The sequence below is a fragment of the Paenarthrobacter sp. CAP02 genome, assembly GCF_040137855.1.
Lineage (GTDB): Bacteria > Actinomycetota > Actinomycetes > Actinomycetales > Micrococcaceae > Arthrobacter.
In genome coordinates this window covers 532,457-546,607 of the sequence record NZ_JBEEII010000002.1, presented here as the reverse complement: position 1 = coordinate 546,607, position 14,151 = coordinate 532,457, and the positions used below count along the sequence as shown (strand labels likewise).

Annotated in this window: 10 protein-coding genes; 5 read left to right on the top strand and 5 right to left on the bottom strand. The window is 63.7% G+C overall.

All coding sequences use genetic code 11. The features are described 5' to 3' along the window. Positions 1-42 precede the first annotated feature (42 nt). From ABHM97_RS05355 to ABHM97_RS05345, 3 genes are all read left to right on the top strand, one after another. Positions 43-2,349 (top strand): FdhF/YdeP family oxidoreductase, encoded by a 2,307-nt coding sequence (locus ABHM97_RS05355; RefSeq protein WP_349469876.1) that lies wholly within the window; start codon positions 43-45, stop codon positions 2,347-2,349. A 1-nt stretch (position 2,350) separates the two neighbouring features. Beyond that, a complete protein-coding gene (gene fdhD / locus ABHM97_RS05350) occupies positions 2,351-3,217 on the top strand; it encodes a formate dehydrogenase accessory sulfurtransferase FdhD (protein WP_349469875.1) in 867 nt (288 codons plus the stop codon). A gap of 161 nt (positions 3,218-3,378) precedes the next feature. Then, the gene (locus ABHM97_RS05345) at positions 3,379-6,411 is read left to right on the top strand and encodes an alpha-mannosidase (RefSeq protein ID WP_349469874.1); all 3,033 of its coding nucleotides are present in this window, start codon (positions 3,379-3,381) and stop codon (positions 6,409-6,411) included. Here ABHM97_RS05345 and ABHM97_RS05340 read toward each other — a convergent pair. The 5 genes from ABHM97_RS05340 to ABHM97_RS05320 all read right to left on the bottom strand — a co-directional run bounded on the left by ABHM97_RS05340 (position 6,408) and on the right by ABHM97_RS05320 (position 10,335). Further along, complete coding sequence (locus ABHM97_RS05340) at positions 6,408-7,208, bottom strand: amino acid ABC transporter ATP-binding protein (RefSeq protein ID WP_349469873.1); 801 nt, start codon at positions 7,206-7,208, stop codon at positions 6,408-6,410. The two genes, ABHM97_RS05345 and ABHM97_RS05340, sit on opposite strands and share 4 nt — an antisense overlap. Beyond that, positions 7,195-7,854: an amino acid ABC transporter permease gene (locus ABHM97_RS05335; protein WP_257368903.1), complete on the bottom strand. Its 660-nt coding sequence runs from the start codon at positions 7,852-7,854 to the stop codon at positions 7,195-7,197. Before ABHM97_RS05335 ends, ABHM97_RS05340 begins: the two co-directional genes overlap by 14 nt. Beyond that, positions 7,855-8,670, bottom strand: a complete 816-nt coding sequence (locus ABHM97_RS05330; RefSeq protein WP_349469872.1) for an amino acid ABC transporter substrate-binding protein — start codon at positions 8,668-8,670, stop codon at positions 7,855-7,857. It abuts the gene before it with no gap. Between the two features lie 238 nt (positions 8,671-8,908). Beyond that, positions 8,909-9,616, bottom strand: a complete 708-nt coding sequence (locus ABHM97_RS05325; RefSeq protein ID WP_235518967.1) for a hypothetical protein — start codon at positions 9,614-9,616, stop codon at positions 8,909-8,911. Beyond that, the gene (locus tag ABHM97_RS05320; RefSeq protein ID WP_235518969.1) at positions 9,613-10,335 is read right to left on the bottom strand and encodes a hypothetical protein; all 723 of its coding nucleotides are present in this window, start codon (positions 10,333-10,335) and stop codon (positions 9,613-9,615) included. Before ABHM97_RS05320 ends, ABHM97_RS05325 begins: the two co-directional genes overlap by 4 nt. A 222-nt stretch (positions 10,336-10,557) precedes the next feature. On the opposite strand from ABHM97_RS05320, the gene ABHM97_RS05315 reads away from it, so the two are divergent. After that, entirely contained in the window at positions 10,558-12,219 is a 1,662-nt protein-coding gene (locus ABHM97_RS05315) for an ABC-F family ATP-binding cassette domain-containing protein (protein WP_349469871.1), read from the top strand. A 2-nt stretch (positions 12,220-12,221) separates the two neighbouring features. Beyond that, positions 12,222-14,135 (top strand): ABC transporter ATP-binding protein, encoded by a 1,914-nt coding sequence (locus ABHM97_RS05310; protein ID WP_284985939.1) that lies wholly within the window; start codon positions 12,222-12,224, stop codon positions 14,133-14,135. Positions 14,136-14,151: the final 16 nt, after the last annotated feature.

The window sequence follows — 14,151 nt, the reverse complement described above, 5'->3', positions numbered from 1 at the left end:
CGCCTTGGACGGACAGTCCGGCCAAGATGCAATGATGGACTCATGAACAGGCATGCTCCCGAACAGGACATCAACGAAGATGACCTGCAGATCCACCCGCCCAAACGAGCCGCAGCAGGCGTCAAAGCCGTCACGGTGGCGCTTGAACGCGGCTATTCGCAAGCGGGGGTCACCCGTACGGTCCGCTCCATGCTGCGGGTCAACCAACACGGCGGGTTCGACTGCCCGGGATGTGCGTGGCCCGAATCGATCACCGGCCGGCGAAGCCCGGCAGAGTTTTGCGAGAACGGCGCCAAGGCAATCGCCGAAGAAAGCACCACCAGGACGGTGGGCGCGCCTTTCTGGGCCGAGCACTCCATCAAGGACCTCGAAGGCAAGACCGAGTACTGGCTGGGGAGCCAGGGCCGGATTTCCGAGCCTGTGGTCATCAGGCCCGGTGACACCCACTATTCGCCCATCAGCTGGACGGACGCTTTCGCTCTCATCGGGGAGCACATCAACGCCACCACGCCGGACAAATGCGTGTTCTACACCTCCGGCCGCACGGCCAACGAGACCGCCTTCATGTACCAGTTGTTCGCTCGAAGCCTCGGCACCAACAACCTCCCGGACTGTTCGAACATGTGCCATGAATCCTCCGGCAGCGCACTGAACCCCACCATCGGAATCGGAAAGGGCACGGTGTCCCTGGAGGACATCCACCATGCGGAGCTGGTGCTGGTGGTCGGCCAGAACCCCGGAACCAACCATCCCCGGATGCTCTCAGCACTGCGGGACTGCAAGAACAACGGTGGAAAAGTCGTTGCCGTGAACCCGCTTCCCGAGGCGGGCCTGTTGAACTTCAAGGACCCGCAGTCCCTTAACGGAGTGATCGGTGGCGGCACCACCATCGCCGATGAGTTCCTGCAGATCAAGGTCGGCGGAGACCTTGCCTTGTTCCAGGCCCTCGGCCACCTGCTCCTGGAGGAGGAGAAGCTCAACCCGGGGACCGTCGTCGACCATTCCTTTATTTCGCAGCAGACCGACGGCTTCGCCGCCTACGCGGAGGCCCGGTCTACGGTGGACTGGGATGAAACAGAGCGCGCCACCGGCCTGGGCCGTGCGGAGATCACCAAGGTGGCGAAAATGATGGCTGCCTCCAAGGCCACCATCATTTGCTGGGCGCTGGGATTGACCCAGCAGCCCCACTCGGTGGATACCTTGCGCGAAATCATCAACCTCCTGCTGCTCCAAGGGAACTTCGGCAAGCGGGGAGCGGGAGCCTGCCCGGTCCGCGGCCACTCCAACGTGCAGGGTGACCGCACCATGGGTATTTGGGAGAAGCCCAAGGAGTCGTTCCTGGCAGCCTTGGACAAGGAGTTCGGCTTCCGGATGCCGCGCGACCATGGCTACGACTCCGTGGAAACCCAGCACGCCCTCGAGAAGGGTGAGGTGGATGTCTTCGTGTCCATGGGCGGCAACTTCGCCGCGGCGGGTTCGGACACGTCAGCACTGGAAGAAGGCCTGAAACGTGCAGGGCTGACGGTCCACATTTCCACCAAGCCCAACCGGGCCCATGTGGTCCATGGCAAGACATCCCTGATCCTGCCCACGCTGGGCCGGACAGACACCGATGACAAACACCCCAAGGGCAAGCAGTTCCTTTCCGTGGAGGACTCCATGTCGGTCATCCACAAAACGCAGGGACGGCTGGAACCGGTCTCCGAACACCTGCTCAGCGAACCGGTGATCGTAGCCCGTATGGCGCAGGCGACCCTTGGCGATGACCACGGCGTGGACTGGCGGGCCATGGCTGAGGACTACGACGTGATCCGCGACCATATCTCCCGTGTCATCCCCGGATTCGAAGACTTCAACGCCCGGGTCCGTACCAAGAATGGTTTCGTGCTGCCCAACCCGCCCCGCGATACCCGTACCTTTGCCACGGATATCGGGAAGGGTCGCTTCAGCGTGCGCCCCTTGGAGTACCTCGAAGCCCCCGCAGGCCACCTGATCCTGCAGACCGTGCGAAGCCACGATCAGTACAACACCACCTTCTATGGGCTGGATGACCGTTACCGTGGAGTCTCGGAGGGCCGCCGCGTGATTCTCGTCCACTCCGCCGACCTGGAGGAACTTGGCTTCCAGGACCGTGATTTGGTGGACGTCATCTCGACATTTGCCGGATCGGAGAGGCGGGCCAACAAGTTCCGCCTGGTGGATTACCCCACGGCGAAGGGCTGCGCTGCCGCCTACTTCCCGGAAGCCAATGCACTGGTACATCGCGAGTTGGTGGCCAGGGAGTCCAACACGCCCGGTTACAAGGCCATGACGGTGCGCTTCGTCCGGCATGAAAGTGAGGTGGCTTAGCGTGGGACGCGTAACCCAGCGCCGCAAGGTGCATAAGTTCGTCCTGGATGGCTCTCCCCAGGCACTGGAGCACCCAGTCCGGTTCAAGGAGGATGTCCTTGCCGTGGAGGAGCCCCTGGAGATCAGGCTTGGCGAGATGTCTTTCTCGGTGACCATGCGTACCCCGGGTGACGACTTCGACCTCGTTGCCGGCTTCCTGGTGTCCGAGGGCATCATCTGGGAGCCTTCGCAGTTGATCTCCGAGCGGTTCTGCTCGGGGGAGGACGAGAACGGCGTGCAGACCTTCAACGTTGTGGACGCCCAGTTGCGCCCCGACGTGGAACGCCCGGACACCGGACGCAATGTGTACACCTCAAGCTCGTGCGGCATCTGTGGCACGGACTCCATTGAGGCAGTCCGCAAATCCTCGCACCACACGCCGCACGAGGACGACGTCACCGTCCCCGTGAGCGTCCTTGCGGCCCTCCCGGACCGTCTCCGCGAGGCACAGGCGGTTTTCGATAAGACAGGCGGCGTCCATGCCGCCGGGCTGTTCAGGATTCACGACGACGGCACTTCCGAGCTGCTCTGCCTCCGGGAGGATGTGGGGCGCCACAACGCGGTGGACAAGGTGGTGGGCTGGGCTTTGCGCGCCGGAATGCTCCCGTTGCGGGGGACGGTGCTGCAGGTTTCCGGCAGGGCGTCTTTCGAGCTCGTCCAGAAGGCTGCAATGGCGGGCATACCCGTTCTTGCCGCAGTCAGTGCTCCGTCCAGCCTTGCCGTGGAGCTGGCCGTGGAATCGGGCATCACACTGGCGGGCTTCAGCCGGGGTTCCAGCCTCAATGTGTACGCTGGTCGGGACAGGATCACGGGAGAGCAGGGCTCATAGGGACACCCCGGTGGTGGCCCCGTCACTTGGCTATTGGGCTGGAACAACGTAGATTTTATCCATCGAATGGAACCGCGGGTATCAGGAACAGGCGTTGAAAAACAGCCTGTGGGGAACCTGCCATCACGCTGTCCTTAACCCGACGCCCAAAGGGGAATTAATTGCACGACGACCGCCGGATCACTGAACAGCGTCTCGATCGATTTGTTCGGGAACGCATTCTTCCGGCCATTTATGGCAGGGCCTTACCGCTGGAGCTCAGCAGCTGGGATGCTCCCGGTGAGCCGGTGCCCGCCGCCGAGGCCATGCGCCAGCTCTTCACCCCACAGGAGCCGGGCGCTGCATGGGGCAAGGCCTGGAGCACAAAATGGTTGCGCCTGCAGGGCGAGGTGCCCCAGGACTGGGGCATGGCGGATTCCACTGGGGTGGAGATCATCGTGGACCTTGGGTTCAACAGTGACGTCCCCGGTTTCCAGTGCGAAGGCACCGCCTGGCGTGCGGACGGCAGCATCATCAAGGCAATCTCGCCCAGGAACTACCACGTACCTCTGAAACTTCTTGGCGGCGGACACTCCGTGGACTTCTACGTGGAGGCCGCGGCCAACCCTGACGTTGCACAAGGCTGGTCCTTTGCGCCCACTCCGCTGGGGGACAAGGCGACCTCCGGTGATGAACCCCGGTACCGCTTTGGCCGGATTGTCATGGCAGAGCTGAATGAAACTGTGTGGGAACTCAACCAGGACATCTGGACCCTCAGTGGCCTGATGTATGAGCTGCCCATCGAATTGCCCCGGCGCAACGAGATCCTGCGGGCGCTGGAACGCATGCTGGACATCATGGACCCCGACGACGTCGCCGGCACGGCAGCCGCCGGCCGTGAAGCGCTCAGGGAGGTCCTGAGCAGGCCGGCGTATGCGTCCGCGCACGAACTCCTGGCCACGGGCCACGCACATATCGACTCGGCGTGGCTGTGGCCGGTCCGGGAGACCATCCGCAAATGTGCACGGACTTTCTCCAACGTGGTGGCCCTGATGGACGAGGACCCGGACTTCGTCTTCTCCTGTTCCTCCGCCCAGCAGATGGCATGGATGAAGGAGTACTTCCCTGAGCTGTTCGTCCGGATCAGGGAAAAGGTCAAAGCCGGACAGTTCGTTCCCGTGGGCGGCATGTGGGTGGAGTCCGACACGAACATGCCCGGCGGGGAGGCCATGGCCCGCCAGTTCGTGGAGGGCAAGAGCTTCTTCCTGAAAGAGTTTGACGTCGAATGCCAGGAAGCATGGCTGCCCGACTCCTTTGGGTACTCCGGGGCCATCCCCCAGATCGTCAAGGCTGCGGGATCGCGTTGGTTCCTCACCCAGAAGATTTCCTGGAACAAGGTCAACAGGATGCCGCACCACACGTTTTCCTGGGAAGGGATTGACGGGACCCGGCTGTTTACGCACTTCCCTCCCGTTGACACCTACAACGCGGAGCTGCACGGCCGGGAGTTGGCGCATGCCGAGCGCAACTACCGCGACCACGGCCGTGGCACCATGTCGCTGGTGCCGTTCGGCTATGGCGACGGCGGTGGCGGACCAACGCGCGAAATGGTTGCTGCCGCGCACCGCACCGCAGACCTTGAGGGATCGCCAAAGGTCCGAATGGGAACCGCCCGGGACTTCTTCACCAAGGCTGAGGCCGAGTACGGGAATCTTCCGGTGTGGGTGGGGGAGATGTACCTGGAGATGCACCGCGGAACGTACACGAGCCAGGCCAAGACCAAGCGCGGAAACCGCCGCAGCGAGCACCTCCTCCGCGAAGCAGAGCTCTGGTGCTCCACGGCTGCGGTGCGACTCGGCGCGGATTACGAGTACCCCTACGAGGAACTTAAGCGCCTCTGGCAGCTGGTCCTGCTGCAGCAGTTCCACGACATCCTGCCCGGCAGCTCCATCGCGTGGGTCCACCAGGATGCCGAACGCAATTACGAGGCCATCGCACGCGACCTCGAAGCAATCATCAGTGCCGCCGCGACGGCCCTGGTGGGACCAGGCGGCAACGAGTACCTGCTCAACGCCGCCCCGCACATGCGTGCCGGAGTGCCCGCCCTAGGCGCCGGCGCAACCAACACCCCCGGTTCTGCCGTTGATGTCCAGGAGGACGCCGGCGGCTACGTCCTGGACAACGGGGTCATCCGTGCGGTCCTGAACGCTGATGGTCTCCTGAGCTCGCTTGTGGACCACGCCAGCGGCCGTGAGGCGATCGCTCCGGGCCAGGCAGGAAATCTGCTGGAGCTCTTCAGGGACACCCCGAACGAGTGGGATGCCTGGGACATTGAGGAGTTCTATCGTCGGAACGTCACTCCGCTGACCCGTGCGGACAGCTGCGACCTCGAGCGCACCGCAGCGGGCGCGGTCGTGGTGGTCAAACGCAAGGTGAACGCCTCCACCATTACGCAACGCATCACGCTCGACGCCGGCGCGAAGTCCCTGGGCATCGCCACCACCGTGGACTGGCAGGAACGCGAAAAGATGCTGAAGATTGCGTTCCCGCTGGACGTCCGAGCTGACCGCTCGGCCTCCGAAACACAGTTTGGCCACGTCTTCCGGGCCACCCATACCAACACGTCCTGGGAAACCGCTAAGTTCGAAATCTGCGCGCACCGCTGGATCCACGTGGCCGAACCCGGATACGGGGTGGCGGTCAGCAACTCCTCCAGCTACGGCCATGACGTCACCAGGGCGGTCCGCGGGGACGGCGGAACCACGACGACGGTGCGCACCTCGCTGCTGCGCTCCGCCCGTTTCCCGGACCCGGAGGCGGACCGGGGCGAACACACCCTGGGACTGTCCATCAGGCCTGGCGCGGCGATAGCCGACGCCGTGGAAGAGGGCTACCGCACCAACCTCGCACCGCGGTACGTTACCGGCGGGCACGCCGTGGAGCCGCTGGTTTCAGTGACCAATCCTGCGATCGTAGTGGAGGCCGTCAAGCTGGCCGAGGACGGATCGGGCGATGTTGTGGTCCGGCTTTACGAATCCTTGGGGGAGCGCTCAACCGGCAAGGTAGTACCCGGATTCCAGGCCCAGGGTGTCGCGGCCACGGACCTGTTGGAACGGCCCGTCGATGCCCCCGGTGTTGCTGTGGGGGAGGACTCCGTGGTGGACCTGGTGCTCCGTCCGTTCCAGTTGGTGACGTTGCGCTTCAGCCGGGGCTAGAGATCGTGCTGTAGCCGTTTCACGAAGAGCTTGGTCCGTTCCTGCCGGGGTGCGCGCAGCACCTCGGCAGCAGGGCCCCGCTCCACCACGACGCCGCCATCCATGAAGATGACTTCGTCCGCCACGTGCTGCGCGAAGGCCAGCTCATGGGTGACGATCACCATGGTCCAGCCCTCTTCGGCGAGTTCCTTGATGACGCCCAGAACGTCGCCTACGAGCTCGGGATCGAGGGCGGAGGTGGGTTCGTCGAACAGGAGTAGCTGGGGTTTCAGGGCCAGGGCGCGCACGATGCCGACGCGCTGTTGCTGGCCGCCGGAAAGCTCAAAGGGATAGGCGTCGCGCTTGTCGGCCAAGCCCACGCGTTCCAGGAGCCGTTCGGCTTCGGCAATGGCCTCGGCCTTGGGACGCTTCTGGACCTGCACCGGCCCCTCAATGATGTTCTTCAGCACGGTCATGTGCGGGAACAGGTTGTAGTGCTGGAAGACCATGGCGCTGCGGTCGCGGAGGGCGGCTACTTCCTTCTTGCCCACCTTGGCCCCAAAATCGATGGCCAGCTCACCTGAGGCATCACCGCGGCCGAAGGTAACGGTGCCGCCGTCGGGAATTTCCAGTCCGTTGAGCGAGCGCAGGACCGTGGTCTTACCGGAGCCCGAGGGCCCGATCAGGGCCACTACCTGGCCACGGCGGATATCGATGTCGATGTCGCGCAGCACCTTGTTGCTGCCAAAGGCCTTGGCGAGGTTCCTGGCCTCCAGTACCGGGGCGACCCGCGGTTCCGGGGTATCAGTGGGCGACATAGCGGTCCAATCTCCTCTCCACGGCGGACTGCGCGGTGGAAAGGACCAGGCAAATGACCCAGTAGACCAGGGCAGCCTGCAGGTACAGGGCCATGAACTCCTGGCTGAAGGCAGCAATCTGCTGGGCATTGCGGAACAGTTCGGTGACCAGGATCAAGGATGCGAGGGACGTGTCCTTGACCAGGGAGATGAAGGTGTTGGACAACGGTGGGACGGATACCCGGGCCGCTTGCGGCAGGATGATGCGCAGCAGGGTCTGCGGCCGGGACATGCCGATGGTGTGGCCGGCTTCCCACTGGCCCTTCGGCACGGACAGGATGGCGGCACGGATGATCTCAGCCGCGTAGCCGCCAACGTTAAGGGAGAAGGCGATGATCGCGCTCGGCCAGGGGTCCAGCTTCACACCGATGCTGGGCAGCCCGTAGAAGATCACGAAGAGCTGCACCAGCAACGGAGTGCCGCGAATGACTGAAACGTAGAAACGGCCGATCCCCGAAAGGACCACGTTGGGGCTCAGCCGCAGCAGGGCAACCAGCAGCGCCAGCACCAGGCCAAATGCGAAGGACGCAAGCGTCAGGGGAATGGTCCCCGTCACGGCCCCCGTAATCAGGGGGCCGAAGGAGCTCCAGATGAGGTCCCAGTTCATCTATTTGGTGACGTCCGCGCCGAAGTACTTGGTGGAGATCTTCGCCAGCGTTCCGTCGGACTGGAGATCGGCGAGGGCTTTACTGACGGCCTTGCTGAGTTCCGTGGATCCCTTGCGGAAAACGAACGCACTCTCGGTCTTGTCCGGCGCCTCAGCTGCAACCTTCAAACCCGAGTCGGGGGTGGTCTTCGCGTAGTCGAGGTAGGTGAGCTTGTCGTTGACGGTGGCATCGACGCGTCCTTGCTGGACCAGGGTGGCGGACTGGGCCCACCCCTCCACAGCCTGGACGTTTGCGCCGGCTTCGACAGCCATCTTGTAGAAGTTGCTGGTCAGCGACTGGGCAGTGGTTTTGCCCTTGAGGTCGGCGAAGCTGTTGATGCTGTTGTTATCGGTCTTGGTGACCACAACGCCCGTGGAGACGGTGTAGGGCGTGGAGAACTCGTACTTGGCTTTGCGTTCGTCATTGATGGAGATCTGGTTCGCGATGGTGTCGAAACGCTTGGCTTCCAGGCCCGCGAAGATGCCATCGAACTGGGTCTCCTGGAAAGTTGCCTTCACGCCAAGCTTGTCTGCCACTGCCCGTGCAATCTCGACGTCGTACCCTGTCAGGTCGCCGGCGCCCTCAGCATGGAAGGTGAAGGGGCGGTAGGTTCCTTCGGTGGCAATGACCAGTTCGCCTTTGGACTTCACATCGGAAAGGGACGTATCCGCGCCGGACTGGGCAGGAGCGGAGCCGCCGCCGCAGGCAGCAAGCGCAAGGGCGGCCGAGGCCAGGGTGGCAGCGAGGATTGAGCGTCGGGTGCGAAGGCTGTTCATGGAGCCATCTTAGTCACGGTGTGTGCGCCGCATTTGCTCCTGCCCGGCGAGGAAACAATTTTGCAGTTAAAAAGGCTGAGTGGGGGCGGTCCCCAACAGCCCGCCACCACTCATCCCCCCAATTGTGATCCGGTGGGCGCCACATCCACCGGAAACCCGTTCTCTGATTCCGGTGTCAGGCTGCAGCCGCTTTCACACATTCATGATTGTGCCATGATCTAATGCTTTTGTGAAAGTCTTACGCCAAGAGTCGTCGCTTTCGACGGGCGTAGGTCTTGGAAAACCAGATTCCGGCCAATCCGATGCACGTGGACATGGCAGCTGAGTAGTTGATGAGCACCCGCAGCCAGGCCTCTGAAAAAGGGATCAACGGGAAGAACTGGGAGAGCAGCAACAAGCAAAGGCCCAGGAGCAGGAACCCCGAAGCCACGCGCAGCAGCACGGGAGCCGTGCTGGCCACGGTCCGCCAGATCGCAGGAACCAGGCAGGCGGCAACAAACCCGGGATACAGCCGGCCCATGGCCGCATAGCCGTCCAGGGAGGGCCCCCAGGTGAGGCCGCTCATTCCGGCCGAGGAACCCCGCGTGTCCGTGATGGCGAAGAAGTAGATGGTCAAGGCGCCCACCAGTACAGCCGCGGTGATACCGATGGGTCCGCGGATTGCACGTACGGCCGATTCTGATCCGAACGCCATGGCGATCTTGACGCCCATGAAGTAGAACGTGGCATACAGGAGGAACCGCAGCACCAGGTTGCCGATGTTCATCCCGCCAAGCCAGCCGTCAATGACCAGATACGGCGCTTCGATGCTGATGAAAATGCTCAGGGTGATCAGCGAGAAGATGTAGAAGACATCCCGGTTCTCGCCGCGCAGGGCGCTGGGGATTCGTGCGAGGGTAATCGCGAGGCAAACAACCAGCGTGACCCAGGGCAGGACAGCCGTCATCCGAGGTTCTCCCAAATTCTTTCAGTACGTTCGTGGTCTTGTTCTTGTCGGCGCAGTGTCTTACCGAGTGCCAGCAGCCGGTCGCCGGCCAGGGTCACCAGTGAACTCTGGGTCATGGCGTCCAAGGCTTTCCGCCGGGCATCCGGTGGCCACCCGGCCTCCGCTTCGGTGATGAGTCCGCCGGCCACCAGTCCTCCCGCGGGCCCCACCCCGGCAGCGCGGGAGGTTGCGACAGCGAGTTCGGGCGGAAGCCTGTTGGCTGTCAGGTGCGCCGAAAAGTTCTGGGGAGCTATCCCGGTGGCGACACTGACGCGGTGCCGCAACTCGCCGTCGTCGATCGCGTCCACCCAGTTCCGCACGGACGTGGGGTGCGGTGGCTCCGAAAGGTGCGGGGCGGGGGCGGAACCTGGCTCGCTTCGCTCCACCACGGCCCGCAACAAGTCGATGGTGGCCACCTGGCTCACCAGTTCGCAGGGCGTCGGTGGGACGGGGTCGCCACGAAGATCGGAGTAGAGGTCGAAAGTCGAGAGCGCCTGTACCGGGTTGATATGGAAACCGCGACTGATGCTGACCAAGGTGGATTCGGCCACCTTGCCGCGAACCAGCTGCTGGGCAAGGGTGGTCCTCTTGATGCCGGCGATCCTGCAGACGTCAGCCGTGCTGGCATCGGGCGCAACGCCGTGAAGCCAGCGCTGGAACGCCTTGGACTGTAATGGCATGTGGAACTTTCAGGAATGTGTCGCAGGGGCGGCCCGGTTTCGCTCAGCGGGAAACCGGAAGTGGGAGTACGAAACGATTTTACGCTGACGCCACATTGAATTATGCTTGATGATTGAACCCGTTGGTCCGTACACCCCCCCAAGTCCGGACCAACGGGTTTTTCCATGCCTGCGGGAATCGCAGCCTGATTCCCTGCGTTCCCTTGCTGGAGGATAGACACAATGACTGCAACCTTGGTAGCCAAGGATCTTGCCGGTGGTCACGGCCACCGCACACTTTTTTCGAAGCTTTCCCTCACCGTGGCGCCAGGCGACGTCGTTGGTGTGGTGGGCGCGAACGGCGCAGGTAAATCGACGCTGCTGCGTATCCTGGCCGGGGTCGACCAGCCGCAGGAGGGGACCGTCAGCCTCGCGCCGTCGGACGCTTTCGTGGGCTGGCTGCCGCAGGAACATGAACGTACGGAAGGCGAAACCGTCGCCGCGTACATTGCCCGCAGGACAGGCTGCGCCAAGGCCACAACCGAGATGGAATCCACCGCCGAAGCGCTCGGATCCGGTGCTCCCGGGGCCGACGACGCCTACTCCCTTGCGTTCGACCGGTGGATGGCATCCGGTGCCGCTGACCTTGAAGACCGCATCCCGGCAGTCCTGGCCGACCTCGGCCTGGAACTGGGCACCGACGCGCTCATGACGGGGCTCTCCGGCGGGCAGGCGGCCCGCGTGGCATTGGCCGCGCTGCTGCTCAGCCGTTTCGATGTGGTCTTGCTGGACGAACCCACCAACGACCTTGACCTGGACGGCCTGGCCCGGCTTGAGTCATTTGTCCAAGGCCTGCGCGGCGGCGTGGTGCTGGTCTCGCACGACCGCGAGTTCCTGGCCCGGTGCGTCACCGCCGTCGTGGAACTGGACCTCGCCCAGAACTCAGTTGCCGTATACGACGGCGGTTACGAGTCTTTTCTTGAAGAACGTGCCATCGCCAAACGCCACGCCCGCGAACGCTACGAGGATTACGCCAACACCAAGGCGGACCTCGTCTCCCGTGCCCGCACACAGCGTGAATGGAGCTCCCAGGGCGTACGGAACGCCATGAAGAAGAACCCGGACAACGACAAGATCCGTCGTGCCGCCAGCACCGAATCCTCCGAGAAGCAGGCCCAAAAAGTCCGCCAGATGGAGTCCCGGATCGCCCGCCTCACCGAGGTGGAAGAGCCCCGCAAGGAATGGCAGCTGCAGTTCAGCATCGGCCAGGCGCCCCACTCAAGTGCCGTCGTCGCCACCCTGCGCAACGTCGTCGCGCGCCAAGGCGACTTCACGCTCGGGCCGGTGAGCCTCCAGCTCAACGGCGGTGAGCGGATCGGCATCACCGGCCCCAACGGTGCCGGTAAGTCCACTCTGCTCCGGCTGCTGCTGGGGACACAGGAACCGGACGACGGCGACGCTTCCATGGGGGCGTCGGTGGCCGTTGGCGAGATTGACCAGGCCCGCGGACTGCTCGACGGCGGCAGCAACCTTGGCGACGCGGTTGAAGCCGTGCTGGTGGATTGGACTGCCGCGGACGTCCGGACGCTGTTGGCCAAGTTCGGCCTGAAGGCGGATCACACGTCCCGGACTGTGGATTCCTTGTCACCGGGGGAGCGGACCCGTGCCGCGCTCGCATTGCTGCAGGCCCGCGGAGTAAACCTGCTGGTCCTGGACGAGCCCACCAACCATTTGGACCTTCCTGCGATCGAACAGCTTGAAGAGGCACTGGAAAACTACGAAGGTGCCCTCCTGCTGGTCACCCACGACCGCCGCTTGCTCGAAAACGTACGGCTCGATTCGCGTTGGCACGTGCACAATGGCCACGTCCAGGAGCTCCATCACACCCCAAGCCAGGAGAAATAACCATGAGCATGGACCGCGTGGCCTGGAGCTCGCTGTACAACATCACCACTGCCAAGTCCGGCTCCAAGCCGTTCTCGAAGGAAACACTGAAGCGGGTGATGGCTTTTGCCGCCCCGCATAAGGGCAAGCTCATTGCCTTCGTCATCGCTTCTATCGCCGGAGCGTTCCTGGCTGTCGCTACCCCGGTCCTTGCCGGCCAGGTGGTTGACGCGATCATCGCCAACGCCGGTGTGGGAACCGTCATCTGGTTGGCTGTCCTGATTGCGATCGTGGCCGTTGGCGAAGCAGGCGTAGGTCTTTTGACGCGCTGGTTGTCGTCGATCATTGGCGAGGGCGTCATCGTGGACCTGCGCACCCGGGTCTTTGACCACGTACAGCGGATGCCCATCGCATTCTTCACCCGGACCCGGACGGGTGCGCTGGTGAGCCGCCTGAACAACGACGTCATCGGGGCCCAGTCTGCCTTTGCGGGCACCTTGTCCGGCGTGGTCAGCAACGTGGTGGCGTTGGCCCTGACATTGGCGGTCATGCTCAACACCTCCTGGCTGGTCACTGTGCTGGCCATGGTGCTGCTGCCGATCTTCCTGATTCCCGCACGCCGGATGGGCTCCAGGCTGGCGGATCTCCGCCGTGAAGCTGCCGCCCACAACGCCGCCATGGGAACCCAGATGACGGAGAGGTTCTCCGCGCCCGGAGCCACTTTGGTGAAGCTCTTTGGCCGCCCGGATGAAGAGTCCCGTGAGTTCGCCGCACGTGCCGGACGCGTCCGGGACATCGGTATCCGCACCGCGATGCTGCAGTTCACGTTCGTCACAGCTCTGACGTTGGTCTCGGCGTTGGCCCTGGCCTTGGTCTATGGCCTGGGCGGCTGGCTGGCGTTGGGAGGCCAGTTGGCTCCAGGCGATGTTGTGGTCCTGGCGCTCCTGCTGACCCGGCTGTACGCTCCGCTGACGGCCTTGTCCAATGCTCGCGTGGAAATCATGAGTGCTTTGGTTAGCTTTGAACGCGTCTTCGAAATCCTGGACCTGAAGCCCCTTATCACCGAGAAGCCGGACGCGGTTTCCGTGCCGGCCGGTCCGGTTGCGGTGGAGTTCGACAACGTCCGCTTCTCCTACCCGTCCGCAGACAAAGTCTCCCTGGCCTCGCTCGAAGAGGTTTCCACGTTGGACACCCGCGGTGGCGAGGAAGTCCTGCACGGTGTCAGTTTCCGTGTCGAGCCCGGCCAGACGGTGGCGTTGGTGGGTTCCTCAGGCGCAGGCAAGTCCACGGTGGCACAGTTGTTGTCCCGGTTGTACGACGTCGATTCCGGTGCTGTTCGGCTTGGCGGCCAGGCTCCCGGGACAGGCGTGGACGTCCGTGACATCCGCTTCGATTCACTGCGTGACACGCTGGGCATGGTCACCCAGGACGGTCACCTGTTCCACGAAACCATTGCATCCAACCTTCGCCTTGCCCGTCCCGACGCCACCGAAGAGGACATGTGGGATGTGCTCAGGCGGGCCCGCCTGGAACCGATGATCCGATCACTGCCCGACGGCTTGGAAACAGTGGTAGGGGAGCGGGGCTACCGGCTCTCCGGCGGCGAACGGCAGCGGCTCACGATTGCCCGGCTGCTCATCAAGCAGCCGCGCGTCGTCATCCTCGATGAGGCAACGGCTGCGCTGGACTCCACCAACGAAGCCGCCGTTCAGGCGGCCTTGGGGGAGGCGCTCGAGGGGCGTACCGCCGTCGTTATTGCGCACCGTCTGTCCACCATCCGGGCAGCCGACGCCATCTTGGTGGTGGAGGACGGCAGGATCGTGGAGCGTGGCACGCATGCCGAGTTGCTGGCCGCCGATGGCCGCTACGCCGAGCTCTACCAGACCCAGTTCGCCGAAGCCACGGCCGTGGCGCAGGAAGCCGTCCCGGAGTTGTAACGCCTCCCGCGCCTTG